Origin of the sequence: Halolamina sp. CBA1230 (genome assembly GCF_002025255.2) — an archaeon.
Lineage (GTDB): Archaea > Halobacteriota > Halobacteria > Halobacteriales > Haloferacaceae > Halolamina.
The window spans coordinates 1,575,878-1,600,702 of record NZ_CP054587.1; the positions used below are offsets into that span (position 1 = coordinate 1,575,878).

The window sequence follows — 24,825 nt, forward strand, 5'->3', positions numbered from 1 at the left end:
GGGGTATGGATCTCTCGGTCGTGGTTCCGACGCTCAACGGTCGGGACCGCCTCACGGCCAGCCTCGACTCGCTGGCCGCACGCGCACCCGACGCGGAGGTGGTCGTCGTCAACGGCCCCTCCGCCGACGGCACCACCGGGATGGTGCGGGAGCGGGCCGACGTGGACGTGCTGGTCGAGGTGGCCGACCGCTGTATCAACGTCGCCCGAAACGCCGGCGTCGTCGCCGCCAGCGGCGACGCCATCGCGCTGCTGGGGTTCGACCTGCGGATCACCGAGGGCTGGATCGACGCGGTCCGGGACGGCCTCGCGGCCGCGGGCGCGGTCACCGGGCCGGTGAGACGCGGCGACGAGGGCGACGACGCGCCCGAACGCCGCCGGATCGCCGGCCGGGACGTGACCTACTTCGACGGCGACAACGTCGCGTTCCGCGCGGCCACGCTGCGGGAGACGCTGGACGGGTTCGACGAGTACCTGCGCACCGGCGGCGCCCGCGACGCCGCCCACCGCATCGCCGGCGCGGGGGGCGAGGTGGCGTGGCGCGACGGGATGGCCGCGACGCGGGGGGACGACGACGGGAGCGGTGGCCCGGGACCACACGGCCCGGACGAACAGAACCGGCGCTGGAAGTACCGATCGCTCAGCTACCGGCTGGCGAAGAACTACGGGCCGCGGCCGACAGTCGCACGGCGCACGCTCTCGCACGCGTTCGGCGACGCCGCCGCGGCCGCACGGGCCGTCCTCGGCGGCGAGGCCAGCCCCTCGGCGTGGTTCGGTAACGGCCGGGACGTGATCGCCGGGATCGCCCGCGGGGGCGCCGACGGGCTGGTCGCGCGGGCAAGCGACCGGAGCGACACGCGCAACCCCTACGGGCTCTCCATCGAGACGGAGCGGGCGGTGGCGACGTACGATCGACGGTAGGAGGCGGCGACCGGCAGCCGCCGGACTCCGCAGGTAGGGCTCAGAGGTCCGGCAGCAGCCCCGGCACCACCCGCGCCGGGTTTTTCGTGAACGCGCGGCGCATCGCGTCCTCCGAGACGTCGAGGGTGAGGATCTCCATGACGCCGACGTTGGGGTGGACCGACGGCGCGCCGCTGCCGAAGAGGATCCGGTCGGGGTGTTCGAGCAGCCCCCGCTCCAGGATGTCCCGGTCGGGGACGTACGCGGTGTCGAGGTAGAGGTGGTCGTACGTCTCCAACAGCGCGAGCGCCGAGCGCATCAGCTCCTCGTTCAGCGGGTAGCCGCCGAAGGAGGTGAGCACGACCGGGAAGCCGCGGTCGAGCAGCGTGTCGGCGACGGCACGTGGCGGGCAGTCCTCGCCCGCGTGAACGAGCACCGGGTCGCCGACGGCGGCGAGCTCGTCGACGACCGCCTCCGTCGGCAGGCCGTCGTGGGCGGGGTCGAGCGTGAACCCGTGGTAGCGGTCGTCGTAGGCGTACTGCTCCACGTCGCCTGCGGTGGTGTGGTGGGATTTCGGCCGCGCCACGGCGTTGACCAGCGGGCCGACGACACGGTCGACGCGTCGGGGGCCGCCGAGGCGGGCGAACGCCAGCAGCGGGCGGTCGACGCTCAGCCGCGCCACCGCGTTGTTCGCCCGGAGGTACCCCTCGCCGGCGGGCGTTCGACCGGGCGAGGCCGCCGCACGTTCGACGCCGGCCTGGTGCATCTCCCGTTCCAGCCGTTCGGGGGAGACCTGCCGGCCGCGGACCGCGACGGCCTCTTCGTCCGGGTCGAGCCGAGTGTGCACGTCGACGACCCGGAAACCGTGTTCCAACTCCAGCATCCGTTGAACTGTTCCCTCGGTAACGCAAAAAGGGACGGGTCGGGACGGGGGGGTGGCGTCCCGGGGCGTTCGGGCTTCTGAACCCTTAACTGCCGGCCGTCCGATGTAGCCACCGATGAGCGACCTCCCCGAGGATTTCGACTGTACGATCACCGACTGGGAGTACATCTACGGGCTCTGCCGCGACGTCGCGGAGGAAGTACGCGACGACGAGTTCGAACCGGACGTCGTCGTCGCGCTGGCCCGTGGGGGGTGGTTCGCGGGCCGGTGCATCTGTGACTTCCTCGGCCTCGACGACCTGGCGAGCCTGAAGATGGAACACTACGTCGGCACCGCCCAGAAGTCCGGCAGCGCGGAGGTGCGCTACCCGATGCCGGAGGGGAGCGTCGAGGGGAAGGACGTGCTGATCATCGACGACATCGCCGACACCGGCGGCTCGATCGAGCGTGCCGACGAGTACGTCCGTGACCGCAACCCCGGGACGGTGCGGACCGCGACGCTGCAGCTGCTGGGCACCTCGGAGTTCGAACCCGACTACGTCGGCGAGTACCTCTCGGAGTGGACGTGGATGGTGTACCCGTGGAACTTCATCGAGGACATGGTCGACCTGATCTCGGGCGCGATGGCCCAGGAGGACGGCGACGAGGCGTTCGACGAGGAGGAGATCCGCAGCCTGCTCGTGGAGCACCACGGGATCGACCGGATCGAGATGGAGATCGCCCAGCCCGACCGGCTGGAGGAGGTGCTCGAGGAGATGGTCCACCGCGGCTACCTCGAACGCGAGGGCGAGGCGTGGCGGCTCGTGTCGGCGGAGGGCGACGCCTGAGCCGGCTCAGAGCGCGCTGACGCCGAAGAACAGCCCGAACAGGACGATCCCCACGGCGGCTAGCGCGAGCGGTACCCGGGCGCCGACCGTCCGACTGGTCCGTGCCGTCGCCGCCCGCCGGGCACGGGCGGGCGCGAGCACGCCGGCTGCGAGCAGGCTACAGCCCGCAAGCACCGCGAGCGGCGCCTGTACGACCCCCGCCGCGACGTGGACGATCCCGATCCCCAGGACGAACAGCGCGACGCCGACCGCGCCGACCCCCGCGACGTACTCGCCGATCCGCACAGTCGTTGCCATACCGCGGCGTTTGCTTCGGAGGGGAGTTAACAGTTGTCCGAGTGGGGAAAGCGTCTTTTCGCCGCGCGACCCATCGGCACGTATGAGCCGACTCCGCTTCGCGCTGCTGAACGCCGCCCACGAGGGTGAGAACACCCGCCGGAACTTCCGGCGGGAGCTGCCCGCGGACATCGCCGAGTTCGACGTGACCGAGGGACAGCTCCCCGCCGACCACGCGTTCGACGGCGTCGTCGTCACGGGGTCGCGGGCCTCAGTGTACTGGGACGAGCCGTGGATCCCGCCGCTGGTCGACTGGGTCGCCGAGGCCCACGAGCGCGGCGTGCCGATCCTCGGCGTCTGTTACGGCCACCAGGTGCTCGCGGAGGCGCTGGGCGGCCGCGTCGCCGGCATGGACAGCTTCGAGATCGGCTACAACGAGGTCCGGCGCCGACCCGAGGCCGACGACGACGAACTGCTCGACGGGCTGGACGAGTCGTTCACCGTCTTCACCACCCACGGCGACGCCGTCGTCGACCTGCCGGCCGAGGCCGAACTGCTCGCGGAGAACGAGTACGGCGTCCACGCGTTCCGTGCGGGCCACGCGTGGGGCGTGCAGTTCCACCCCGAGTACGACGCCGCGACCGCCCGGGAGGTGACCGAGGGGAAGCGCGACCAGATCGGGGACGAGCGCGTCGACAGCGTGCTCGAGGAGATCACCCCCGCGAACTACGAGGCGGCCTGCGAGGCGAAGCGGCTGTTCGAGAACTTCACGCAGTACGCGGATGGCGTTGCGGAAGCGGAAACCGAACCGACGACGAGCGACGACTGAGCAGTCGTTGTTTCGTTCCGCAGTTCGAAGTACTGATAGGGGAGGCAGAACCCTCACAGTACGTGACCACGCTGTACGTCTGTATCGACGAGAGCGGCCAGCAGGGTCGTGGATCGTGCTACAGCGTGGCTGGCTGTTGGTTCGTCTCGGAGCGACGGCCAACCGATACGCTGGACCGAACGAAGGACAAGCTGATCCAAGCGATGTTCGAGGACGGCAACGGCGTGAACGAGCTTAAAGGGTCGAAAGCGAACATCGATGCTCTGAACACCGGAATCAGCTACTTGCGGGAGGTCGTCTACGACGACAGTTCGATCGAACGATCACGCCTGCCGTGGTCGATGAACATCCCGGTCGGGTTTAGTCTGGTTGCGTTCACCCCCGGAAACAGTCAGCGAGACAGTGGCAGACTACGTCGACGATCTCGACTTGCCGAGAGTCGTGCAGTCGTTCGCACTTGACGCCGTTCTCAAACCGCTCGTCCATCCAGAACAAGTACACATAGACGAGTCGATCGACACGATCAGTGTGCTGCTCGACTCGACAACGTGGAAGCAGCCTGCGAGCGACTACGTTCGTGAATCAGTACAGGACACTGAGCTTAACCTCGAAACCCGAGACAGTCGGAGTATCCCGGGTATTCAGATCGCCGATCTAGCCGCGTACTCGTGGCGGCGAAACTACACTGAGGGGGACTGTGGGACCGCAGCCGGCGTACTCCACGATCTCAGGTTTGCCAGATAGAACCGAGAACCAGGTAGCCGCCGGAGCCTCATACCCCTTCAGAGAGGGATCATCGCCTCCGGTGCCACCTGCTGTATGCATAGCTACAGGCTATATCGGTAAAAGAACTTTGCCTGCCGTCTGAGGCGGATACCGGAATTACGAACACCTTTTGTGTGAACTGGCCCCAATACGACTATGCTCGACTACGTCGGACTGGAGGGCGACCTCGACGAGGAGGAGCGGCTGATCCGTGACACCGCGCGCCGCTTCGTCGAGGAGGAGGTCCGGGAGGATATCGGCCAGCACTGGCTCGACGGCACGTTCCCCACGGACCTGATCGAGGAGATGGGCGAGCTCGGCTTCTACGCGCCCAACCTCGAGGGGTACGGCTCGCCCAACGTCTCCGAGACCGCCTACGGCCTGCTGATGCAGGAACTGGAGGCGTGTGACTCCGGCCTGCGCTCGATGGCCTCCGTCCAGGGCGCGCTCGTGATGTACCCCATCCACGCGTTCGGCAGCGAGGCACAGAAGGAGCGCTGGCTGCCCGACCTCGGCGCCGGCGAGGCGGTGGGCTGTTTCGGCCTCACGGAGCCGGAACACGGCTCGAACCCCAGCGCGATGGAGACCCACGCGGTGAAAGACGGCGGCGAGTACGTGCTCAACGGTTCGAAGACGTGGATCACCAACTCCCCGATCGCCGACGTGGCGGTCGTCTGGGCGAAGGATCGCTCCGCCGACGGCGACCCCGTCCGGGGGTTCCTCGTCGAGACGGATCTGGACGGCGTTTCGACGAACAAGATCGACGAGAAGCTCTCGCTGCGCGCGTCGATCACCGGCGAGATCGGCCTGCAGGACGTCCGCGTCCCCGAGGACGCCGTGCTGCCCGACGTCGAGGGGATGAAGGGGCCGCTCTCCTGTCTCACGCAGGCGCGCTACGGCATCGCGTGGGGCGCCGTCGGCGCCGCGCGGGACTGCTTCGAGACCGCCCGGGAGTACGCCACCGACCGCGAGCAGTTCGGCGGCCCGATCGCGCGCTTCCAGCTCCAGCAGCAGAAACTCGCGGAGATGGCGACCCAGATCACCACCGCGCAGCTGCTGGCCTACCGCCTCGCGGATCTGAAGGAGCGCGGCGATCTGCGCCCCCAGCACGTCTCGATGGCCAAGCGCAACAACGTCCGGATGGCCCGCGAGCAGGCGCCGGTCGCGCGGGAGATGCTCGGCGGCAACGGGATCGTCGCCGACCACTCGCCGATGCGCCACATGGCGAACATGGAGACGGTGTACACCTACGAGGGGACTCACGACATCCACACGCTGATCCTGGGGCAGGATCTGACGGGGATCGCGGCGTTCGAGTAGGTCGTTACGAGCGCTGCGGGGACCACCGGCAGCGACGGGGATTGCGGCGTTCGAGTGGGCTCAGTCGACCGCTCAGGTGTCGAGGAAAACGATGCGGGGACGACAACTGCGAACGACACCGCGGAGTGAGCATGACCACTTGCGACCGCACCGCCCCGCACAGCCCTCGAACCTCCCCAGCCGACTCCCTCCTTCGCTTCGCTCAGTCGCTCGTCCCTCGCGCGCTCGTTCGCGCAGAGACGCGCTCACGTCGCGCGCCGACCGCGACCGCGGTGCGGTGGCGGTGGACGCCTCGCGAGCGCCAACGTGGCGCTCGCGGGGGGAGGGGTGGGGAATCGGCGCTGTGCCGAGCCTCGTGCTCGGCACACTACGGTCACAAGTGGTCAACGGTCGAGATGCTGTTCGCTGTCGCGGTGGTTACCAATCCGGATACTGTCGACGGGATAGTAGTCATCCAAACGAACCGACCACGGTGCCACGAGGATGCGTCACTGCTCGTCCTCGTCGGTGTCGAGGTCCGGGAGATCAGCGTCCCAGTCAGGGTTTTCGTCGTAGTAATCGCCCTCGAACTGCTCCGCGACGATCGCGAGGCGCTGCTCCTCCGCAACGATCTCTCCTACCTCCGGTCGCTCCACCTCCAGCGCGGGGATCAGGACGCTCCCCACGCGGTCGCGCGGCGCGGGCGCCGCCTCGCGGCCTCGACACGCGAGCGACTCGCGTCGCTGTGGAACGAAAAGAGTCACCGAAACGATGCGTAACTATACCCGTATGGATCGCGGAGAGTCGACAAGGCCGATGGTCGACCCGAGACACGACGACGGTGCCCGCCTCGATCTCGGCGACGAGGAACAGTGGGTGCTGCACGCTGCCCTCCTCGACTACCTCGATCGGCGCGCCGAGGAGACGACGGACGCCGAGGCCGAGACGGCGCCCGCGCCGCTCGACGAGGCCGACGGCGACGACGCCGTCGAACTGCTCGACGCGCTGGAGGACGACGAGCCGCTCCGGCTCGACCGGGAGGGGCTGTTGCTCGTGCGGGAGCTGCTCTCGGAGTACCTCGCGGGCGCGCCGCTGCGGGACCGCGCGACCTGCCGGAGCGTGCTGGCGGAAGTGCGCGACGAGCTATAGCGAAGCTCTGCTGACGATCTTCCCCCACCAGTCGCGGCGGTCGGCGCCCCAACGGTAGAGCCGTTCCCGCAGCCGGTCGTACCCCGGGACTTTCTCGAGCAGCCAGAACGCTGCCGCGAAGACGGTGCTCATCCTGACCAGTACGCCCTGTACCGCCGCCCCGCCGGAGTAGACGGCGTCGTCGGTGAGCAGGTGGGTCGCGTCGCGCCAGTCCTCGGGGAGCCGGGCCGTCTGGTCGGGCGAGAGCTCCGCGAAGCCGACGGCGTCCACGTCGCCGAACCGTTCGCCGACGGCCGCACACCACGTACAGAACCCGCAGTCGTCGTCGTACACCAGCCGCGGCTTGGCCATGGATCCACTTCGGGGGGCAGCGGTTTCGGCCTTGCGGGCGGACGGTCGGGCGTGCGACGGCCGCTGCCCACCCCTCTTTCCGGTGGCCGCTGCCCACCCCGTTTATGCCTGCGGCGCCCCAACGATCGGTCACGATGCCCGCCACGAAGGAGGTCAAATGCACGAGCGACGACTGTGAGCTGGACATGTTCGAGAACCACTACACGTACGACATCGCCGACGACCACTCCGTGGAGGACCTCTCCTGTCCGCTGTGTGGTGGGACCGACTGTCTCGAAGAGATCGAACTATGACCAGACTCGGCGAGATCGGCGGCTCGGCGGTCCGCTCGCTGCTCGAGCGCGCCGGCCGTGGCGTGAGTCGCGTGCAGGAACGCAAACCGCTGCCGTACGACTTACTCGAAAGCGAGGACGCCTACCTCGTCGTGTTCGACGCGCCGGGCGTCGAACCATCGGACGTGCAGGTGCGGTTCGTCGACGGCGAGGTGCAGGTGCGGGCCGACCGCTTCCGGGAGTTCCACGAGGGGTTCGAGACGCGGTTCCCCGGCCGCGGGCTGGCGCTCTCGGGCCGGGCACAGCTCCCGCCGGACGCGAGCGTCGACGTCGAGGCCGCCGACGCGACGCTCGCGGAGAACGGCACGCTCGAAGTCCGCATCCCCAAGCGGACCGACTCGACGGACGTCCCGCTCGACGAGGGCGAGGACGACGAGGCCGAGAGCGACGCTGACGCGGACGGGAGTGAGGAGGCCGAGCCGGACGACCCCGACGCGGACGAGGAGTAGCTACAACGACATCCCTTCTTCGACGGCGAACTCGGGCACCCCATCGAACCGGCCGGGGTCGTACGCCGCGACGGCGTCGCGCTCCCCGAGGACCTGCTCGGCCAGCACCTCGCCCGTCGCCGGCGCCCGGAGGAACCCGTGGCCGTGCCAGCCGGTCGCGACGTAGAGGCCTGGCTCCACCTCGCCCAGCAGCGGTTCGCCGTCCGGCGTCGCCGTCGCGATCCCGGCCCACGCCGCGGTCGAGCCCTCGTCGAACCCGGTCCGGTTCTCGATGGCGGCGAGCGTGTCGTCGACGAACCAGTCGTCGCCACGGGGGTCCCAGTCGTCGGGGTCGACCTCCTCGGGCACCGTCCCATCGCCCGCCAGCAGCCCCTCCGGGTGCGGGCGGAAGTAGACGCCGGCGTCGGCGTCGTGGACCATCGGCCCCGCGTAGTCGGCGCCGGAAACCAGCGCCTGTACGCGGTACGGTTTCAGTGGGAGCCGGATCCCCGTCGGCGCGAGTACGCGTTTGGTCCAGCCGCCGCCGGCGACGACGACGGCGTCGAACCGCTCGCGGTCGACTCGAGGGCCGTCGCCGCGGTGGGAGACGCCCGCCTCGACGCCCGTCCAGCAGTCGACGCCGGCGTCGCGGGCGCGGTCGGCCATGGCCGAGACGTACGCGCCCGGGCCGGGCGTCGCGTACGCCGCGCGCTCGGTCACGGCCGCGAGCCCGACCTCCGAGAGGTCGAGTTCGGGGAAGCGGTCACGGATCGAGTCGGGGTCGTGACACGCCACGTCGACGCCGTGGTCGCGGGCGGCGTCGACCGCCTCGCGGAGCGCGGACTGTTTCAACTCGGCGTCGGCGCCGACGAGCGTGACCTGCGGCGTCGGTTCGACGTCGAACCGGTGGTCGCGGTCGGCCAGCCACTCGAAGCGGTCCATCGCCCGCTCGGCGATCTCGGCGCCGACGGCGTCGGTGGGCCGGGGCGCGAGCACCCCCGCAGCGCGGTGGGAACTGCCCTCCACTCGCTCGCGGGGGTGGGTGTAGTCGTCGCCCAGCTCCTCGTCACGCTCGTAGAGGCGCACGTCGGCGCCGCCCTGTGCGAGGTCGTGGGCGACGGTGACGCCGACGGCGCCGCCGCCGACGACGGCTACGCGCATCGTGTCACCCCGGCTCGGGAGCGTCGCTCGCCGGCAGTTGGGTCGGTACGGGTGCGTCGGTCCATACCCGCCCGTGTGTCCGGGGTCACTTAGCCGCTATCGGTTTCTGCGGCGCTGTCGGTCGTGGAAAGAACTAGGGCGGCCCCGGTGGCCGGGGTCGGGCTACGGCGTCGGTTCGGCCTGCTCGTCGGCCTCGCCGTCGGTCTCGGCGTCATCGTCCATCCCGCGGAGCGCCTCGACGGCGGCCTCGCGGTAGGCGTCGGGGTCGACGTCGTAGCGGTCCGCGGCCATCCGGGCGTACTCGTTCCCTTCGTCGTCGAAGGCGGCGACGCGCTCGACCGTGCGTTCGGCGGTCTCGACGACCCAGCGGTCCCGGGTCGCGGCGTCGACGACGGTGATCGACTCGGGCCGGACCGAGACGTTCACCGAGCCGTCGTCGGTCTCGTACGTACGAGGTTTGCCGACGACGGCGACGTAGGCGGGCGGTTCGAGATCACGCAGCGTGGAGGCGGCCTCGGGCTGATACTGGCCGGCGTAGACGAAGAAGGTCCCCGTCGGGTCGACGATGCGACCGCGCCAGTACTCGTTGTCGTCGCCGATGTCCTCCTTCTCGGTCAGGGTGCCGACGAAGAACACGCGGTTAGCCTTCTCCCCCGTCGGGAGCAGCTGGTAGGCCGGGGCGCGCTCGTCGTCGGACTCCTTGAACGTGTGGCTGGCGTCGTTGAACTCGGTGGCGAAGACGCGGCGGGCGACTTCGCGCATGGGGGCGTTGTTGGACATTCAGATCGACCTCGCTTTGATCAGCGCGCTCTCGGGATCGACCGACCCGTCCAGACGCTCGAACTCGTCGACGAGCACGTAGCGCCCGAACACGGGGCCGGACACCTCGAAGTACTGGCCCAGCAGGTCGCCCTGCATCTCCTCGACGACCACGGTGGTGTCGAGGGCGTCGGTGGCCATCTGCTTCGCCTCTTCGAGGTCGATCCCGGTCAGTTCCTCGGTGGTCTCCTTGTCGAAGATGACCTCGTGGACCTCCTGTCCGTCGTCGAGGACGGCCTTGATGCGGAGGTCGAACTCGCCGTCGACCTGCCCGTGCTCCGAACACCGGCCGTTCTGGAGCACGCGCGTGCAGTCGTCCTCGGGGCAGCGCTTGATCAGCCCGGAGCCGGACTGCACGTCGACCAGCGCGCCCTCGACGGTGACGGCGTCGTCGCCGACTTCGATCTCCTCGTCGAGTTCGGTGATCGTCGTGGTCTTGTTGAGCTTCACCGAGTAGCTCCCTTCGTACTCGTCGGTGACGACGTTCGAGAGGGCGTAGCTCACTCCCTCCTCGAGTTCGGGGAGGTCCGAGGTGTCGAAGGAGACGAACTTCATCGTCCCGCTCTCGTCGCCCAGCAGGCCCACCTGCGCGATGGACTCGTGGCCGGGCTCCCAGAGGTCGGCGACCTTCACGCGAAGGTCGACCCACTGTTCGTCCTCGTCGATCTCACCCAGCAGGGTGAGCTCGGTGTCGGCGCTGCCCAGTTCGTCCCGTTCGAGGTCGGCCTCGTCGAGGTACTGGCTCACGACGCTGCGCCGTGCCTCGTCGAGGGGGACGCGGTACTCGTTCACCAGGGTCTCGAGGCGCTCCTCGACGTCCTCCTGATCGATCTCTAGGTGGTCCGAGAACTGTTCGGCTATCTCCGCTGCGTGACTCTCTAACTCGCTCATGGGTTTGCCTGCCTCCGCCTGTGTTTCGTCGGGAGGCGTACCGGGCTTGGTGCCTAACAGTATTTAAGATTCCGCCACCGGGGTGGAAGTGAAAGCGGGGGCGAACGGCGTCTTCACCCGTGCTCGCGGGCGGCCGGGACGTGCCCGTGGCGTCGTCGACACGGCACCGACGCCGACGGCTCTTTCCCCCGCGGGCCCCACGAACCGCCCATGGACGAGCGGCTCGAACGGTTCATCCGGACCAAACTCCGGAACGCCGGCAAGCAGTTCGAGGAGGCCCGCGAGGCGTACGGGGAGGGGAAGGCGCCGGCCGAGTTCGACCTGCCGAGCGACGACGAGGGGCGGGCGAAGATCGTCTGCCGGCGCCACGCGGACCGGCGGGCGGTCCGGATCGACGCCGAGGGGCGGCCGGCCTGCTTCGACGGGGATCATCCCGACTGCCGCGGCTGTGCCGAGGACGTCCGCGAGGGCGTCGTGGAAACGTGGTAGGACAGTCAACGTGAGTGAACAGTCCGGCCACAATTCTTTCCAAGTCGCGACGGCGGTTCTCCGACATGAGCGAGGAGTTCGGGCTGACGGAGGCCGTCTCTATCGCGCTCGGAGGGATGATCGGCGGGGGGATCTACGCCGTGCTCGGCGTCGTGGCCCAGATCTCGATGTACGCCACGTGGTTCGGCTTCGCCGTCGCGGGCGTGGTAGCAATGTGTGCAGGCTACTCGTTCAACGCGCTCAACCGAGTCGGCGACCAGCGCGGCGGCGCGGTGTCGTTCGTCCAGGAGTTCGTCGGCAACTCGACGCTCGCGGGAATGATCGGCTGGTCGCTGCTGTTCGGCTACGTCGGCTCGATCGCCATGTACGCCTTCGCGTTCGCGGAGTTCGCGATCGGGTTCGAGGGCGTCCCAGACGACGTCGGCGGCGTGCCGCTGCGGCCAGTCGTCTCCGTGCTGGCGGTCGCGCTGTTCGTCGTGCTGAACGTCGCGGGCGCCCGGATCACCGGCTCCGCCGAGAACGTCCTCGTCGCCGCGAAAATCGGCGTGCTGGTCGCGTTCGGGGTCTGGGGGCTGGCGTATCTCGGCCCCGTGTCGGAGCGGGCGGTGCAGTTCGGCACCGGCCAGCTCACCGGCGTCACCCCGATCGTCGCCGCCGCCATCTCCTTCGTCGCGTTCCAGGGGTGGCAGCTGCTGTTCTACGATCAGGAGCGCGTCGAGAACCCGACGGAGACCATCCGAAAGGCGGTGTACATCTCCATCCCGGTCGCGGTGGCCATCTACGTCATGGTCGCACTGGTGACGACCAACCTCGCGCCCGAGGCGATCCAGCAGCGCCCCCACGTCGCGCTCGCGGACGCGGCGTCGGCGATGCTGAGCTACTTCGGCTTCGGCTCGCTGGGGTTTCTGATCATCTCCGGGTCGGCGCTGTTCTCGACGGGCAGCGCGATCAACGCCACGCTGTTCTCCGCCGGCCACTTCGCGAAGAAACTGGTGTCGGGCGACCTGCTGCCCGACCAGATCGCCGACAGTCAGGCTGACGGGGTGCCCGCGAAGACCGTGCTCGTCCTCGGCGGGATCACCGCCGCGTTCACCGCCTGGGGCAGTCTCAACGCCATCACCTCCTTCGCCTCGCTGGCGTTCATCCTCGTGTTCGGCGGAACGAGCCTCCTCGCACTCCGCGAGCGTGACCGTGCCGAGATCAACCCCCTCCCGCCGGTCGTTGGCGCGGTCGGTGCGCTCGGGTTCGCACCGCTGATGCTCCGGAACCTCTACACCCGCAAACCCGAGACGTTCTGGATGGTGCTCGTCGTCGGCGCGTTCGTCGTCGGCGTCGAACTGCTCTACTTCGAGCGCGGGGAGCTGGAGGATCACGTACCGGAGGGGGTCGAGAAGGAGGTCGAATACGTCGAGGAAGCGGTCGAAGCGGAAGTCCGAACCGCCGAAGACGTCGTCGAGGACGACGAGAGCTAACCCACCGTTTTGAACACCCCAGCCGCCCACGACCGCCCATGCACGTCGTCGCACTCGTGCTGGCGGGCGGGATCGGCTCCCGACTCTACCCCGCCAGCCGCGAACATCGCCCGAAGCAGTTCCTCCCGATCGGCGGCGACCGCTCCCTGCTCGCCCGGACCGTCGACCGCGCCGGCTTCGCCGACGAGACCGTCGTCGCCACCCGCCCCGAGTTCGCCGACGAGATCGACGAGCACGCGCCCGACGCCGACGTGCTGGTCGAACCGGACGGGAAGGATACGGGGCCGGCGCTGACGTACGCGACCCACCGGATCGGAGAGGAGTACGGCGACTCCGACGAACCGCTCGTCGTGGTCGCGCTCCCCAGCGACCACTACGTCGGCGACGACGAGGCGTTCCGGGAGACGATGACCAACGGCGCGCGCGTCGCCGCAGAGAGGGACCGACTCGTCACCTTCGGCGTGACGCCCGAGCGGCCCGAAACCGGCTACGGCTACGTCGAACCCGGCGCCGCACGCGCAGTCGACGGTGTGGACTTCCACGAGGTCGCGCAGTTCCACGAGAAACCCGACGCCGAGACCGCCCGCGAGTACGTCGAGGCTGGCTACCGCTGGAACAGCGGCATGTTCGCGTGGACGCCCGAGCGGTTCCTCGAGGCCGCCGCGGACTCGCCGCTGTCGCCGCTGGTGGACGCGCTGGAGGCGGGCGATCCCGACTCGGGATTCGCGGCCGTCGAGCCAGTCTCCGTGGACTACGCGGTGCTCGAACGCGCGGAGAACGTCGCGGTGGTCGACGCCGCGTTCACGTGGGACGATCTCGGAACGTGGGACGCGCTCGACCGCGTGCTCGACCCGGACGGCGACGGCAACGTCGCCATCGGCGAACACGCCACCGTCGACGCCGCCGACAACGTCGTCGTCAGCGACGACAAACACGTCTCGCTGGTCGGCGTCTCGGGGCTCGCAGTGGTGGCGTACGACGACCGCGTGCTGGTAGTGCCGAAAGGCGAGGCGGGGCGGGTGCGGGAGCTCGTCTCGCTGCTCGAGGAGCGCGGGGCGTTCTAGCGGTCAGAACGCCGAGAAATCCGGGACGAACGCCCCGGCGATCAGCACGTCCGCGAGGAAGAGGACGAACGCCATCGTCTGATCGAACTGGTGCTCCTCGGTCGTGATCGAGGCGTACACGTACGCAGCCAGTGACAGAACCATGGCTCCGGGCAGGCCGCCGGCGCGGATGAAGCTACTCCTCGTGGGCCCGGCGGACTCGGACCTGCCCGTCGCCCGTGACGCCGACGAGCAGTTCCGCGCGCACCTCCCGCCCGTGGACGGCGTCGCCGGCGGCGTCGCTGACAACTTTCATCAGCTCGGGCGCGGCGTAGCCCACCTTCACGCCCGCCTCGTCGCAGGCGTCGTACACCAGGTCGGGCACGTCGTAGAGGTCGGTGCCGTCCTCGACCCGGACTCGGACCGGCGCGGAGAGCGCGTCGGCGAACGAGACCGTCTCACGGGCTTTCTCGACGTTCTGTCGGGCGCTGGCCTCGACGCTGGAGACGTTGGCCCGCGAGGTGCCCAGCCGGTCGGCGATGTCGGCCTGACGCAGGCCGTGCTCCCGGAGCGCGAGCACCTCGGCCTGCCGGCGCGTGAGCACGTTGCCGTCGGCCTCGAACCCCGCCCGCGTGAGCAGGTCGGCAGCGGTAACGGGGTCGTCCGACCCCGCGTCATGACCGTCGCCGGGGTCGTTCTCGTCGGCGTCGTCGCTCATGGGACGTGATGGGCGCCGACCGCAGAAAAACCTACAGTTCGGGGCGAACTCTCCGTCGACCGACTCAGGCGCCGTCGCCGCCCCAGAAGTTGTCCCGGGAGCCCAGCCGCTCGCGGTCGCCGCGGTCGGGTTGGCCGTCGTCGTCGTTGGGTTCGACGCCCTCCTCACCCGCCATCGGCCCGTCGTCCGCGTCCTCCTCCTCCAGGGGCATCTTCTCGACGACTTTCTTCGCCTTCGCGTGGCTGGACTTCACGCGGTCGATGCGGACCCGTGCGCGACACTCCGGCAGCAGCCCGTCGATGAGGACGATGAACCCGTCGTCGGTCCGGCCGACGCCGGCGCCGCTCTCGTGGATGTCCGTCACGTCGACGACGACCTCCTCGCCCGGCTTCACGGGCTGCTCCTTCAGATCGTCGATGGGCATGTCGTAATGGTTGCACCACTCGGCACCCCCTCTGTCGCCGTAGTGCTGACAGCCCATCCCCTCGATCCGTTCGGAGAAGCTGGGGCAGTCGTCGGCTAACGGACAGTCCGGCATATAGGAGGGTAGTAAGCCGACGGTCTAAACGGTTTCGAGGGCGAGTTCCCCGACCCACCGGGGTCGGGGGTGAAGCACGACATCCGGCTTAGTGTTCTGTCTCCTCGATATACCGTTCAACCACTTCCTCCGACACCGCACCCGTCGTTCCCACACCGTATTCGACCTTCCAGAATCCTCCACCCCAGAAATACGACTCCCGAATCTCGGGATACTGCTCCAGTAAATGCTTGCCAGAGTACGACTTGAACTGACGAGCGATGTCTGCCGGACTGTGCTTTGGGTCCGTTTGCACGAACAGGTGTACGTGATCGTCCGCAATCTCAACGCCAGAATCTCATGCCCAAAGTGGTCAGCAGTCTCACCAAACAACTCTCGCATATCGTCTTCCACTACGTCGAGTACAGGGTGAGGGTAGTTAGGGCACTAGACGAAGTGAAACTTGCAGGAACTAACAGAATACGCATGACTGCGGTACTCCTCCACCCCTAACCCCTACATTTATGACAGTACGAGACAATTATCAAAGTATGGGTGAGGAAGCCACGAAGACGATTCAGACGCGCCTTCACGTAGCGTCTGGTGAACGGTCGTGGCTTCACGATGCCCGCCTCGCCTCACGCGAGATCTTCAACGACAGCATCCGACTCAAACAACAAGGGGACAATCGCACCGAGATACAGCGGGAGGTTGACCGCGACGACTTCTTGCGAAACAACAAGTGTGCGGTCGTCGGCAAAGCCCTCCAAACGTGGGACTCCTACCAATCGCTCAAAGAGTGGTGGGAGAATCAAGACGACCCTGATGGCGGCAAACCGACGCCGCCGAGTACGGACAAATCTGGTGCGTACCCGCTCGTGATGGCGCACACGGAAGGCTACCGCCTCACCGTGGACGACGACACGAGCCGCGTCCAGTTCCGCATCAGCCCGAAACCATACAAGAAGGTGAAGGGCCACCTGCGCGGCGAACCGGACGCAATGGGCGTGCTTCGAGACGCTATCACGTCGGATGAGGTGGATGTGGGGCAGGCCGAACTCCTGTACCGCGATGGCGTGTACTACCTACACGTCACGGTCACACGCGAGTTCGACGTGCCCGAACCTGATACCGCCGATACTGTGGTCGGCGTGGACATCAACGAGCGTAACGTCGCTCTCACTGCCCTTGACCGTGAGACGATGCGGACGAAGGGTACGCTCGTCCTCGACTACGGACGAGTGATACAGGAACGCCAACGCTACCACACCATTACCACTCGCTGTCAGGAACACGGCAAGACGAGCATCCACCGGAAGCTCGGTGACAAGGAGGAACGGTTCACCGAGTGGGTACTCCATCGACTCTCCCGTGCTGTCGTGGAGTTCGCAGACCAGTTCTCGAACCCGGTTATCGTATTCGAGGATATGACCGGTATCCGCGACGAAATCAAGTACGGGTCGTATATGAACCGCCGATTGCACAAACTCCCGTTCCACAAGTTCGAGAAATTCGTATCGTACAAGGCGACGTGGCGGGAGATTCCGACGGATACGGTGGACGCTTACTACAACTCGAAGACGTGTTCGTGCTGTGGCGAGCGTGGGTATCGGCAGGGACGGCGGTTCCGGTGTACGAACGACGAGTGTGACGTGGCGCAAGACCACGCCGACCGGAACGCGTCGGTGAACATCGCGTGGCGCGAGACGGCGAAACTCGACGGTAACGAATCGAATTACCGGACTCACAAAACCCAACCGCAGGTTCGGTTGGTGCGTCTGTCCGGGTCGGGGCGTGTAAGCCGCCCAACCTCATCCCGTTCCCTCGCGGAACAGGGAGTGCTAGCGCACGGCTGAGGGAACTACAAAAGCCTCGGGCGCGGTGGCCCGAGGCTGTTTACACGTTCCCGGTTCGGTGAGGTCAGATGAACTCCCGGACCTCCGAGTACCACATGTCGTGGTGGTCGACCGCGCCGACGCGTTCGGCGATGTCGACCGCGAGCACGTGCCAGCAGCGCTCGCCCGCCTCGCTGTCGATGTTGTACGCCGAGTCCGCGCAGGTACAGCCCCCGTCCTCGACCACGTACTCGTCCTCGTGGCCGACGACGACGGTGAAGTCGCGGTACTCCTTCACTCGCCCCTCCGACACCGCCTCGATGGCTCTGGAGCCGCGATCGCCGTGGGCGTCGAGGATGGCGCCGGCTACCTCGGGGGTGAGCTCCCCCGCCGCCGCGAGCCGTTCGCGCCAATCCTCTTCGGACACGACCCGGATTCAGGAGGCACGGGCCAAAACGCCACCGACTGGCGGCGTCGCTGGGCAAGGACGACGCCACCGGTTTCGCCAGCCCCGACGCCGCCCACCGAGTGACCGCTTCCGTCACTGTCAAACCGTGCCCGCGAGAGCTTCGATCATGGACTGGCCCCGCGTCCGCGCGGTCTGGAAGCGGGTCATCTCGCTCGCCTGGCCGGTGATGGCCGAGCAGACGTTCCGGACGCTGATGCGGACCGTCGACATCGTCATCACCGCGACGTTCAACCCCGCGAGCGTGGTGGCGATCGGGTTGGCAGACCTCTACGCGCGGCTGCCGCTCCGGATCGGGCTCGGCCTCGGCGGCGGCACCATCGCGCTCTCCTCGCAGGACAGCGGCGCGGCCGCCGACGCCAACCGCGACGAGGCGATCACGCAGGGGATCCTGCTCGGCGCGCTGCTAGGGATCCCGTTCGTGCTCTTTGGGTTCTTCCTGAGCGAGTCCGCGATCCGCGTGTTCGGCGCCGGACAGAACGTCGAGAACCTCGGCCGCGTGGTGCGACTGGGGTCGACGTACCTCGCGATCATCTTCGCCACCGCGCCCGCTCGCCACGTCGCGCTCATCGCCGCCCGCGCACTCCAGGGCACCGGTGACACCCGGACGCCAATGTACGTCAACGTCGTCGCCAACGCGATGAACATCCTCGGCAGCCTCGCGCTGGGGCTGGGGTTCGCGCCGCTGGGGATCCCGCGGCTCAAGATCGTCGGCGTCGGGCTGGCGACGGCGGGCGCGAACGTGTTCACCGCGGCGATGCTCTGTCTCGCCATCTGGACCGACTGGTCGGACGCCTCGTTCTCGTTGCCGAAAGACTGGATCATCGCCAAACAGCTCGTGGTCGTCAGTACGCCGAAGGTCGCCGAGGGGTTCGCCTCGACGGCCGCGGAGTTCCCGTTCAACGCGATCCTGCTCGGCTTCGGCCAGCCGGTCAACGCCGGCTTCCAGATCGGCCGCCGGATGTACCAGCAGGTGACCGGCCCGCTCTCGCGGGGGTACAACGTCGCCGCCAGCGTCGTCGTCGGCCAGCGACTGGGGGAGGGCGACGCCGACGGCGCGCGCTTCGAGGGCTGGGCGGTCGCCGGGCTCGGCCTGCTCACTGTCGGTGGCGTCGGCGTCGGTCTCGTGTTCGTCGCCGACGCGTTCGTCTCGCTGTTCACGAGCAACCCCGCAACCGTCGGCTACGCCGTCGCGTTCGCGCAGGTGTACGGGGTCTGTGGCGCCGCGCTGGTGGTGTTCTCGGTGCTCTCGGGCGGGCTCCAGGGCGCCAGCGAGACGCGCATCCCGCTGGTCGCCCGCACCAGCGGCGTGTTCGGCCTCCAACTGGGGCTCACTTACCTGCTGGGCGTCGTGCTCGGCTGGGGGGCGACGGGCGCCTACGTCGGCATCGCCGCCACGTACGTCTGGATGGCGCTGATCGTCGCTGCCGGCTTCCACTTCACGGGGTGGGCGGGCCGCGCTGCCGAGATGATGGAGGAGCGTGGGTCGGACGCCTCGACGTGGTGAGAAACGGGAAACGGCGGGCTACCCGTACCGCTCGTCGGTGGCCCGACGGCGACGGGATCAGTAGAGGTACTCGTCCTCGAGCGCCTTGTACGCCGTCGCGGCTTCGACCTCCTCGTCTTCGGTCTCGAACCACGAGATCACGCGCTCGAAGCCGGTCTTGCGCCGCAGGTCTTCGGCACTGATGGCCATGACACTCCCACACATGCATCCTGGAGAGATAAACGTTTCTCCGGAACCCCAACGTTGAAACATCGGTCCACGGTCCGGCCGCGGTTGGGGAGGCGATACGTCTTAACCCATGAGGCCAATAAGCATCGTAAGATGGCTCAGACGGGGAACCAGGAACTCACCGAGCGGTTCATCCAGTTCTACCGGAACTACTACCGGGAGGAGGTGGGGAAGCTCGCACAGGAGTACCCCAACGAGCGCCGCTCGCTCTACGTCGACTACAACGACCTGTTCACGTTCGACCGGGATCTGGCGGAGGACTACCTCGCCAAGCCCGAGCAGATGCAGGAGTACGCCGAGGAGGCGCTCCGGCTGTACGACCTGCCCGCCGACGTGAGCCTCGGGCAGGCACACGTCCGCCTGCGCGGGCTCCCCTCGGAGCAGACCGTCGATATCCGGGACCTCCGGGTGCAGGACGACCACATCGGCTCGATGATCGCCATCCAGGGGATCGTCCGCAAGGCGACCGACGTACGCCCCAAGGTCACGGAGGCCGCCTTCGAGTGCCAGCGCTGCGGGACGATGAGCTACATCCCCCAGAGCGACGGCGGGTTCCAGGAGCCCCACGAGTGCCAGGGCTGTGAACGCCAGGGACCGTTCTCCGTCAACCACGACCAGTCGGAGTTCGTCGACTCCCAGAAGCTCCGGGTCCAGGAGAGCCCCGAAGGACTGCGCGGCGGCGAAACGCCCCAGAACATCGACGTCGACGTCGAGGACGACATCACCGGCGACGTGACTGCGGGGGATCACGTGACGGTGACGGGCGTGCTCCACATCGATCAGGTCACGCAGGGCCAGGAGAAGACCGCCCTGTTCGATCTCTACATGGACGGGGTGACGATCGAGATCGAGGACGAGGAGTTCGAGGACATGGACATCACCGACGAGGACATCGCCGAGATCGTCGAACTCTCCAACGACCCCGACATCTACGAGAAGATGGTCGGCTCCATCGCGCCGGCGATCTACGGCTACGACGAGGAGAAGCTCGCGATGGTGCTGCAGCTGTTCTCGGGCGTGACGAAGCATCTGCCGGACGGGTCGCGGATTCGTGGTGACTTGCACCTGCTCCTTATAGGGGACCCGGGTACCGGGAAGTGTCTCGACGGGGATACACGAGTGACGCTCTCAGACGGTCGTGAGCGGCCGATACGCGATATCGTCGAAGAGAACCTCGACGATCCGAAACCCGTCGACGACGGCGTCTGGGACGAGGTCGACTTCAAGGTGCCATCGATGCAGGCGGACGGACGGATCGAACCGCAGCGCGCGACGAAAGTCTGGAAGCGTGAGGCACCCGAGAAGCTCTACCGGATTCGAACCGCGAGCGGGCGAGAGGTCGAGGTTACGCCGTCACACCCGCTGTTCGTTCCGGCCGGTAGCGGCCCGAACGCGGTGCGAGCAGCCGAACTGGAAACGGGGCAGTTCGTTGCGGCCCCTCGAACAGTTCCCACAGTCAGCAACGACGAACTGGACGTCGAGTATCGCCGTTCGAAATCGTACAACGCCGTTCGGCTCGACTTACCTGAACAGTGGACGCCGTCGCTGGCTCGACTCGTCGGCTACATCGTCGCGGAAGGGTACGTCGAGCAGCGGCCGAACGCTACCGGGTTCGTCTCGGTCACGAACAACGATCGCGAAGTGCTGGACGACGTTGCTGACGCGCTCAGTGCGCTCGGCCTCAACTACTCCGAGCGCGAGCCTCACGAGGGGAAGGATGCCCGCGAGATCATCTGCTCGTCCGGTGAGTTCGTGAGTTTCCTCGGCTCGCTCTCCCCGGCTCTTCTCGAAGGCTCCGACTCCCAGCGAGTGCCGAACGCTATTAGCACGGCGAGCGATCGGACCAAGCGAGCGTTCCTCCGCGCGTTCGTCGAAGGTGAAGGCCACGTCGCTGCGAACGAACGCGAGATATCGATCGCGTCCATGAGTGAGGCACTCCTCGAAGACGTCCGATCGGTGCTTCTCTCGTTGGGCATCGGTTCACAACTGCAACCACGCGCGAACGGCAGCTACCGCCTGCGAATAAGCGGTGACGACTTCGGCGAGTACGTCGACCGAGTCGGGTTCGTCACGGAACGGAAATCGGTAGCCGTAGGCGATCACGCTGGAACGCCTGGTAACACGAACACGGACGTGATACCGGTCGGTGGCGAACTCCGCTCCCTACGTGAATCACTCGGACTTACCCAGTCGGAGTGTGGACTTCCGCGTTCGACGTACCAGCACTACGAGCGAGGGGACCGGAACCCGAGCCGAGAGAGCCTCCGAGCGGTCGTCGACGCTTTCGACGCCACGCTTCCCGAGGCACCGGTAGAAGAGCCCGTCGCTGCCGACGGCGGATCGACGGTCCGCGAACGCGTCAAGAGTCTGCAGGCACTCACCGACGGCGATCTCGGCTGGGACCGAATCGAGTCCATCGAGAGTGTCGAACCTGACGACGAATGGGTCTACGACCTAGAGATCGAGGGGACTCATAACTACATCTCGAACGGTGTGGTTTCGCACAACTCCCAGATGATCTCCTACGTCGAACAGGTCGCCCCCCGTTCCGTCTACACCTCCGGGAAAGGATCGTCCGCAGCGGGGCTCTGTGTCACCGGCGACACGCTGATCCACACCACTGACGGGTTCACGCCGATCCGCGACCTCGCGACCGACCAGCACCCCGAGCCGGTCGACAAGGAGACGGCGGCGCCGACGGACCGCGAGCTGTACACCTACGACCGCGAATCCGGAGTGGTCGAGACCAGCGAGAGTTCACACGTCTGGCGGATGCCCGAGAAGCCCTGCCGACGGGTCGAGACGGCCCACGGGAAGGAGATCGAGGCCTCGACGAACACGCCGCTTCTCGTCTGTGGCGCGGACGGGCTCGAGTGGAAGGAGATCTCGGAGATCGACGCCGGCGATCACGTGGCCGTCCCGTCGTACACGAACGTCGAGCGAACGTCGCCCGATCCGATGGCGTTCGTCGAGTTCACCGAAGAGAAACTGAAACCCAGCGAGGAGTCGGCAACGATGCTCGTCGACAGCCTCCGGGAGGAGTTCGGAACTCTCCGAGACGCGGCCGCGGCTCTCGATCTCCCGGAAGACTTCGTCTACGACTCGCTACGGAACCGCCACCTGCCCCAGGATCGCCTCGACACCGTGCTCGACGCGATCGGCGCGGACCGCGAGGAGATCGATATCGAGCGGGCGATGCTCCGGCACGGCGGAGGTGTCCGAGTACCCGACAGTTTCGACGCGGACCTCATGTACCTCGTCGGGTTAGTGTTCGGTGATGGCGACGTAACCGTCTCGCGGCGCGGCGGAAACCGCGGTCAGGTCCGCATCTCGAACAGCGACGAGGAACTGCTTCGGGAAGCCGCGGAGATCATGGCCGAGAAGTTCGACAAGCGCCCGGAGATCGAGTACCAGGACGACCGCGTTCCCTGTATCCGCCTCCACAGCGCGACCGTCGCCCGCTTCTTCAGCAACGTCGGTGTCGAGTCACCCAAAGACGACATCGCACTCGATCCGCGACTCACGACTGCCGAACACGCCGACGCGTTCCTGCGCGGACTGTTCGACGCCGACGGATCGGTCTGTGGCCGCGACGACGGCGGATCGAGCGTGCAGTTCTCGACCGTCTGCTCACGGCTCGCCGAGCAGGTCCAACTGATGCTCGAAACGTACGGCATCCGCTCGCGGACGCGCGATCGCGACCGACGCGGGACGTACGAGCGTGCCGACGGCCACGAGATCGAGTCCACCTCCGTACAGACCCACCTCGCGATCTACGGCACGGAACTGGACACGTTCGCCGAGGAGATCGGCTTCCGTTCGACCACCAAATCCGACGCGCTCTCGGAGATCGTCAAGGACGTTCCCCGCCGGGGAGAACGACTCCCAGTCGGGGACGCCCTCCTCCGTGCCGACGGTGCTGGCGGACCGTTCTACCAGAATCTCAACCGCGGGGACAACCCGAGCCGGGCCCGCGCGAGGGAGATGCTCGGCGACCGTGACCTCGGCGACATCGAACCGATCGTCGAGGAGGCCGTCGAGGCCGACCTCGTCTGGGACGAAGTCGTCGCTACGGAGGACACCGGCGAGAAGGAAGTGTTCGACCTGACGGTGCCCGAGACGCACAACTTCCTCGGGAACGGTCTCGTCACGCACAACACTGCGGCGGCTGTACGCGACGACTTCGGCGACGGCCAGCAGTGGACCCTCGAAGCGGGCGCGCTCGTGCTCGCGGACAAGGGGATCGCCGCCATCGACGAACTGGACAAGATGGATTCGGGGGACCGCTCCGCGATGCACGAGGGGCTGGAGCAGCAGAAGATCTCGGTCTCGAAGGCCGGCATCAACGCGACCCTCAAGAGCCGGTGTTCGCTGCTCGGCGCCGCGAACCCGAAGTACGGCCGGTTCGACCAGTACGAGCCCATCGGCGAGCAGATCGACCTCGAGCCCGCGCTGATCTCGCGGTTCGACCTGATCTTCACCGTCACCGACCAGCCCGACCCCGAGCACGACAGCCGGCTGGCCGAGCATATCCTGAAAACCAACTACGCCGGGGAGCTCCACACCCAGCGCCAGCAGAACCCCAACTCGGAGTTCACCGAGGAGGAGGTCGAGAACGTCACCGAGGAGGTGGCGCCGGACATCGAGGCCGACCTGCTGCGGAAGTACATCGCCTACGCGAAGCGCAACGTCTACCCGACGATGTCCGACGAGGCCAAAGACGCGATCGAGGAGTTCTACGTCGATCTACGGGCGAAAGGCGCCGACGAGGACGCCCCCGTCCCCGTCACCGCCCGGAAGCTGGAAGCGCTGGTTCGGCTCGCGGAGGCCTCCGCGCGGGTCCGGCTCTCGGACACCGTCGAGGAGCAGGACGCGGACAAGGTGATCGGGATCGTCCGGGACAGTCTGGAGGACATCGGCGTCGACCCCGAGACCGGGGAGTTCGACGCCGACGTGGTCGAGACGGGCACCAGCAAGTCCCAGCGCGACCGGATCAAGAGCGTGAAGGCGCTGATCAGCGACATCGAGGAGGAGTACGACGAGGGCGCGCCGGTCGAAGAGGTGCTCGACCGTGCCGGCGAGGTCGGGATGGACGAGGACAAAGCCGAGAAGGAGATCGAGAGCCTGCGCAAGAAGGGCGAGCTGTACGAGCCCGTCCAGGGCCACCTCCGGACGACGTAGCACCAGTCACGGCTCGTGACCGGCGCCGAACTTCGGTTCGGCGCTCGGAGCGTGCTGCCGTGACTGTGTAACACTGACCACCGCTCGGGACGCTTATGGTCCCGGCACCGTCACACACCACCGACGTGGACCACATCTCCGCGCTGCGCAACATCGAGGAAGCGTTGCGGGCGTTCGAGGACGGCGAGGCCGACCTGGCGACCACCCAGCGCCGCGTGCAGTCGGTGCTCCAGAGCTACGCCACCGAGTTCGAGGCCGAGACGCGCCGGCCCTACCGAGCCCACGGCGAGGCGCCGGCCGACGGTGTCGTCGTGGTCGCGCCGGACGCCGAAACCGCCAGCGAGCGCGTCGAGGCGCTCGCCGACGCCGAGTCGGCGTCGTTCGACGTCGAACCGCTCTGACTGTTCTCACGACTGAAAAGTCGAAAAGGCTTTGTTACCACCGTGTCACGATACAGCAGA

General features: G+C 67.5%; 27 protein-coding genes and 1 pseudogene. 15 read left to right on the forward strand and 13 right to left on the reverse strand.

What is annotated here, in order from left to right; all coding sequences use genetic code 11:
• Positions 1–5 precede the first annotated feature (5 nt).
• Positions 6–920: a glycosyltransferase gene (locus B4589_RS08215; protein ID WP_079233816.1), complete on the forward strand. Its 915-nt coding sequence runs from the start codon at positions 6–8 to the stop codon at positions 918–920.
• Positions 921–960: 40 nt separating this feature from the next.
• Here the strand turns inward: B4589_RS08215 and B4589_RS08220 are convergent, their stop codons facing one another.
• A complete protein-coding gene (locus B4589_RS08220) occupies positions 961–1,782 on the reverse strand; it encodes an amidohydrolase family protein (protein WP_079233817.1) in 822 nt (273 codons plus the stop codon).
• Positions 1,783–1,897: 115 nt separating this feature from the next.
• Between B4589_RS08220 and B4589_RS08225 the strand changes: the two genes are divergently transcribed.
• Positions 1,898–2,608: a phosphoribosyltransferase gene (locus B4589_RS08225; protein ID WP_079233818.1), complete on the forward strand. Its 711-nt coding sequence runs from the start codon at positions 1,898–1,900 to the stop codon at positions 2,606–2,608.
• A gap of 6 nt (positions 2,609–2,614) precedes the next feature.
• Here the strand turns inward: B4589_RS08225 and B4589_RS08230 are convergent, their stop codons facing one another.
• Complete coding sequence (locus B4589_RS08230; protein ID WP_079233819.1) at positions 2,615–2,905, reverse strand: hypothetical protein; 291 nt, start codon at positions 2,903–2,905, stop codon at positions 2,615–2,617.
• A gap of 82 nt (positions 2,906–2,987) precedes the next feature.
• Here B4589_RS08230 and B4589_RS08235 point away from each other — a divergent pair, with 82 nt between their 5' ends.
• The 3 genes from B4589_RS08235 to B4589_RS08245 all read left to right on the forward strand — a co-directional run bounded on the left by B4589_RS08235 (position 2,988) and on the right by B4589_RS08245 (position 5,798).
• The gene (locus B4589_RS08235) at positions 2,988–3,713 is read left to right on the forward strand and encodes a type 1 glutamine amidotransferase (protein ID WP_079233820.1); all 726 of its coding nucleotides are present in this window, start codon (positions 2,988–2,990) and stop codon (positions 3,711–3,713) included.
• Between the two features lie 402 nt (positions 3,714–4,115).
• On the forward strand, positions 4,116–4,457 hold the full coding sequence (locus tag B4589_RS08240; RefSeq protein WP_143414292.1) for a hypothetical protein: 342 nt from the start codon (positions 4,116–4,118) through the stop codon (positions 4,455–4,457).
• 177 nt (positions 4,458–4,634) lie between these two features.
• Positions 4,635–5,798, forward strand: a complete 1,164-nt coding sequence (locus B4589_RS08245; RefSeq protein ID WP_079233822.1) for an acyl-CoA dehydrogenase family protein — start codon at positions 4,635–4,637, stop codon at positions 5,796–5,798.
• A 488-nt stretch (positions 5,799–6,286) separates the two neighbouring features.
• On the opposite strand, the gene B4589_RS08250 is transcribed toward B4589_RS08245, so the two are convergent.
• Complete coding sequence (locus B4589_RS08250; protein ID WP_079233823.1) at positions 6,287–6,541, reverse strand: hypothetical protein; 255 nt, start codon at positions 6,539–6,541, stop codon at positions 6,287–6,289.
• Between the two features lie 52 nt (positions 6,542–6,593).
• Between B4589_RS08250 and B4589_RS08255 the strand changes: the two genes are divergently transcribed.
• Positions 6,594–6,926: a hypothetical protein gene (locus B4589_RS08255; RefSeq protein ID WP_079233824.1), complete on the forward strand. Its 333-nt coding sequence runs from the start codon at positions 6,594–6,596 to the stop codon at positions 6,924–6,926.
• Here the strand turns inward: B4589_RS08255 and B4589_RS08260 are convergent.
• Positions 6,921–7,277 (reverse strand): DCC1-like thiol-disulfide oxidoreductase family protein, encoded by a 357-nt coding sequence (locus B4589_RS08260; protein WP_079233825.1) that lies wholly within the window; start codon positions 7,275–7,277, stop codon positions 6,921–6,923. The two genes, B4589_RS08255 and B4589_RS08260, sit on opposite strands and share 6 nt — an antisense overlap.
• A gap of 134 nt (positions 7,278–7,411) precedes the next feature.
• Here B4589_RS08260 and B4589_RS08265 point away from each other — a divergent pair, with 134 nt between their 5' ends.
• Together B4589_RS08265 and B4589_RS08270 are read left to right on the forward strand one after the other, a co-directional pair.
• Positions 7,412–7,570 carry a hypothetical protein gene (locus tag B4589_RS08265; RefSeq protein WP_176330512.1) on the forward strand — a complete coding sequence of 53 codons (159 nt, stop codon included), beginning with the start codon at positions 7,412–7,414 and terminating at the stop codon, positions 7,568–7,570.
• Complete coding sequence (locus B4589_RS08270; RefSeq protein WP_079233826.1) at positions 7,567–8,058, forward strand: Hsp20/alpha crystallin family protein; 492 nt, start codon at positions 7,567–7,569, stop codon at positions 8,056–8,058. The genes B4589_RS08265 and B4589_RS08270 overlap by 4 nt, the downstream gene beginning before the upstream one ends.
• On the opposite strand, the gene B4589_RS08275 is transcribed toward B4589_RS08270, so the two are convergent.
• The 3 genes from B4589_RS08275 to B4589_RS08285 all read right to left on the reverse strand — a co-directional run bounded on the left by B4589_RS08275 (position 8,059) and on the right by B4589_RS08285 (position 10,908).
• Positions 8,059–9,198, reverse strand: a complete 1,140-nt coding sequence (locus B4589_RS08275) for an FAD-binding oxidoreductase (protein WP_079233827.1) — start codon at positions 9,196–9,198, stop codon at positions 8,059–8,061.
• A gap of 162 nt (positions 9,199–9,360) precedes the next feature.
• On the reverse strand, positions 9,361–9,978 hold the full coding sequence (locus tag B4589_RS08280) for an RPA family protein (protein ID WP_079233828.1): 618 nt from the start codon (positions 9,976–9,978) through the stop codon (positions 9,361–9,363).
• The gene (locus B4589_RS08285; RefSeq protein WP_079233829.1) at positions 9,979–10,908 is read right to left on the reverse strand and encodes a replication factor A; all 930 of its coding nucleotides are present in this window, start codon (positions 10,906–10,908) and stop codon (positions 9,979–9,981) included.
• A gap of 210 nt (positions 10,909–11,118) precedes the next feature.
• On the opposite strand from B4589_RS08285, the gene B4589_RS08290 reads away from it, so the two are divergent.
• The 3 genes from B4589_RS08290 (at position 11,119) to B4589_RS08300 (ending at position 13,933) form a co-directional block, all read left to right on the forward strand.
• Positions 11,119–11,397, forward strand: coding sequence for a hypothetical protein (locus B4589_RS08290; protein WP_079233830.1), 279 nt, complete (start codon positions 11,119–11,121; stop codon positions 11,395–11,397).
• 65 nt (positions 11,398–11,462) lie between these two features.
• Complete coding sequence (locus B4589_RS08295; protein WP_079233831.1) at positions 11,463–12,869, forward strand: APC family permease; 1,407 nt, start codon at positions 11,463–11,465, stop codon at positions 12,867–12,869.
• Between the two features lie 38 nt (positions 12,870–12,907).
• Complete coding sequence (locus tag B4589_RS08300; protein ID WP_079233832.1) at positions 12,908–13,933, forward strand: mannose-1-phosphate guanylyltransferase; 1,026 nt, start codon at positions 12,908–12,910, stop codon at positions 13,931–13,933.
• 3 nt (positions 13,934–13,936) lie between these two features.
• On the opposite strand, the gene B4589_RS08305 is transcribed toward B4589_RS08300, so the two are convergent.
• The 4 genes and pseudogenes from B4589_RS08305 to tnpA form a co-directional block, all read right to left on the reverse strand.
• On the reverse strand, positions 13,937–14,077 hold the full coding sequence (locus tag B4589_RS08305) for a hypothetical protein (protein WP_158081154.1): 141 nt from the start codon (positions 14,075–14,077) through the stop codon (positions 13,937–13,939).
• Between the two features lie 31 nt (positions 14,078–14,108).
• Entirely contained in the window at positions 14,109–14,630 is a 522-nt protein-coding gene (locus B4589_RS08310) for a Tfx family DNA-binding protein (protein ID WP_079233833.1), read from the reverse strand.
• A gap of 64 nt (positions 14,631–14,694) precedes the next feature.
• Positions 14,695–15,168, reverse strand: a complete 474-nt coding sequence (locus B4589_RS08315; protein ID WP_079233834.1) for a TRAM domain-containing protein — start codon at positions 15,166–15,168, stop codon at positions 14,695–14,697.
• Between the two features lie 88 nt (positions 15,169–15,256).
• A pseudogene (gene tnpA / locus B4589_RS08320) lies at positions 15,257–15,654 on the reverse strand (IS200/IS605 family transposase).
• Between the two features lie 44 nt (positions 15,655–15,698).
• Here tnpA and B4589_RS08325 point away from each other — a divergent pair.
• Complete coding sequence (locus B4589_RS08325) at positions 15,699–17,003, forward strand: RNA-guided endonuclease TnpB family protein (RefSeq protein WP_079233835.1); 1,305 nt, start codon at positions 15,699–15,701, stop codon at positions 17,001–17,003.
• A 64-nt stretch (positions 17,004–17,067) separates the two neighbouring features.
• Here B4589_RS08325 and B4589_RS08330 read toward each other — a convergent pair whose 3' ends face one another.
• Positions 17,068–17,418, reverse strand: a complete 351-nt coding sequence (locus tag B4589_RS08330; RefSeq protein WP_394353853.1) for a hypothetical protein — start codon at positions 17,416–17,418, stop codon at positions 17,068–17,070.
• A gap of 139 nt (positions 17,419–17,557) precedes the next feature.
• Between B4589_RS08330 and B4589_RS08335 the strand changes: the two genes are divergently transcribed.
• Positions 17,558–18,955 carry an MATE family efflux transporter gene (locus tag B4589_RS08335; RefSeq protein ID WP_079233837.1) on the forward strand — a complete coding sequence of 466 codons (1,398 nt, stop codon included), beginning with the start codon at positions 17,558–17,560 and terminating at the stop codon, positions 18,953–18,955.
• Positions 18,956–19,012: 57 nt separating this feature from the next.
• Here the strand turns inward: B4589_RS08335 and B4589_RS18155 are convergent, their stop codons facing one another.
• A complete protein-coding gene (locus B4589_RS18155; protein WP_255246058.1) occupies positions 19,013–19,144 on the reverse strand; it encodes a hypothetical protein in 132 nt (43 codons plus the stop codon).
• A gap of 132 nt (positions 19,145–19,276) precedes the next feature.
• Between B4589_RS18155 and B4589_RS08340 the strand changes: the two genes are divergently transcribed.
• Positions 19,277–24,364 (forward strand): LAGLIDADG family homing endonuclease, encoded by a 5,088-nt coding sequence (locus B4589_RS08340; RefSeq protein ID WP_079233838.1) that lies wholly within the window; start codon positions 19,277–19,279, stop codon positions 24,362–24,364.
• Positions 24,365–24,489: 125 nt separating this feature from the next.
• Entirely contained in the window at positions 24,490–24,765 is a 276-nt protein-coding gene (locus B4589_RS08345) for a hypothetical protein (RefSeq protein ID WP_079233839.1), read from the forward strand.
• Positions 24,766–24,825: the final 60 nt, after the last annotated feature.

What these genes read in the sequence shown, in the direction of transcription:
- B4589_RS08230 (WP_079233819.1), bottom strand. Translation starts at nt 2,905, where the DNA reads ATGGCAACGACTGTGCGGATCGGCGAGTACGTCGCGGGGGTCGGCGCG.
- B4589_RS18155 (WP_255246058.1), bottom strand. Translation starts at nt 19,144, where the DNA reads ATGGCCATCAGTGCCGAAGACCTGCGGCGCAAGACCGGCTTCGAGCGC.
- B4589_RS08325 (WP_079233835.1), top strand. Translation starts at nt 15,699, where the DNA reads ATGGGTGAGGAAGCCACGAAGACGATTCAGACGCGCCTTCACGTAGCG.
- B4589_RS08255 (WP_079233824.1), top strand. Translation starts at nt 6,594, where the DNA reads ATGGTCGACCCGAGACACGACGACGGTGCCCGCCTCGATCTCGGCGAC.
- B4589_RS08295 (WP_079233831.1), top strand. Translation starts at nt 11,463, where the DNA reads ATGAGCGAGGAGTTCGGGCTGACGGAGGCCGTCTCTATCGCGCTCGGA.
- B4589_RS08290 (WP_079233830.1), top strand. Translation starts at nt 11,119, where the DNA reads ATGGACGAGCGGCTCGAACGGTTCATCCGGACCAAACTCCGGAACGCC.
- B4589_RS08220 (WP_079233817.1), bottom strand. Translation starts at nt 1,782, where the DNA reads ATGCTGGAGTTGGAACACGGTTTCCGGGTCGTCGACGTGCACACTCGG.
- B4589_RS08275 (WP_079233827.1), bottom strand. Translation starts at nt 9,198, where the DNA reads ATGCGCGTAGCCGTCGTCGGCGGCGGCGCCGTCGGCGTCACCGTCGCC.
- B4589_RS08300 (WP_079233832.1), top strand. Translation starts at nt 12,908, where the DNA reads ATGCACGTCGTCGCACTCGTGCTGGCGGGCGGGATCGGCTCCCGACTC.
- B4589_RS08310 (WP_079233833.1), bottom strand. Translation starts at nt 14,630, where the DNA reads ATGAGCGACGACGCCGACGAGAACGACCCCGGCGACGGTCATGACGCG.
- B4589_RS08225 (WP_079233818.1), top strand. Translation starts at nt 1,898, where the DNA reads ATGAGCGACCTCCCCGAGGATTTCGACTGTACGATCACCGACTGGGAG.
- B4589_RS08260 (WP_079233825.1), bottom strand. Translation starts at nt 7,277, where the DNA reads ATGGCCAAGCCGCGGCTGGTGTACGACGACGACTGCGGGTTCTGTACG.
- B4589_RS08270 (WP_079233826.1), top strand. Translation starts at nt 7,567, where the DNA reads ATGACCAGACTCGGCGAGATCGGCGGCTCGGCGGTCCGCTCGCTGCTC.
- B4589_RS08215 (WP_079233816.1), top strand. Translation starts at nt 6, where the DNA reads ATGGATCTCTCGGTCGTGGTTCCGACGCTCAACGGTCGGGACCGCCTC.
- B4589_RS08265 (WP_176330512.1), top strand. Translation starts at nt 7,412, where the DNA reads ATGCCCGCCACGAAGGAGGTCAAATGCACGAGCGACGACTGTGAGCTG.
- B4589_RS08335 (WP_079233837.1), top strand. Translation starts at nt 17,558, where the DNA reads ATGGACTGGCCCCGCGTCCGCGCGGTCTGGAAGCGGGTCATCTCGCTC.
- B4589_RS08305 (WP_158081154.1), bottom strand. Translation starts at nt 14,077, where the DNA reads ATGGTTCTGTCACTGGCTGCGTACGTGTACGCCTCGATCACGACCGAG.
- B4589_RS08245 (WP_079233822.1), top strand. Translation starts at nt 4,635, where the DNA reads ATGCTCGACTACGTCGGACTGGAGGGCGACCTCGACGAGGAGGAGCGG.
- B4589_RS08280 (WP_079233828.1), bottom strand. Translation starts at nt 9,978, where the DNA reads ATGTCCAACAACGCCCCCATGCGCGAAGTCGCCCGCCGCGTCTTCGCC.
- B4589_RS08285 (WP_079233829.1), bottom strand. Translation starts at nt 10,908, where the DNA reads ATGAGCGAGTTAGAGAGTCACGCAGCGGAGATAGCCGAACAGTTCTCG.
- B4589_RS08315 (WP_079233834.1), bottom strand. Translation starts at nt 15,168, where the DNA reads ATGCCGGACTGTCCGTTAGCCGACGACTGCCCCAGCTTCTCCGAACGG.
- B4589_RS08340 (WP_079233838.1), top strand. Translation starts at nt 19,277, where the DNA reads ATGGCTCAGACGGGGAACCAGGAACTCACCGAGCGGTTCATCCAGTTC.
- B4589_RS08235 (WP_079233820.1), top strand. Translation starts at nt 2,988, where the DNA reads ATGAGCCGACTCCGCTTCGCGCTGCTGAACGCCGCCCACGAGGGTGAG.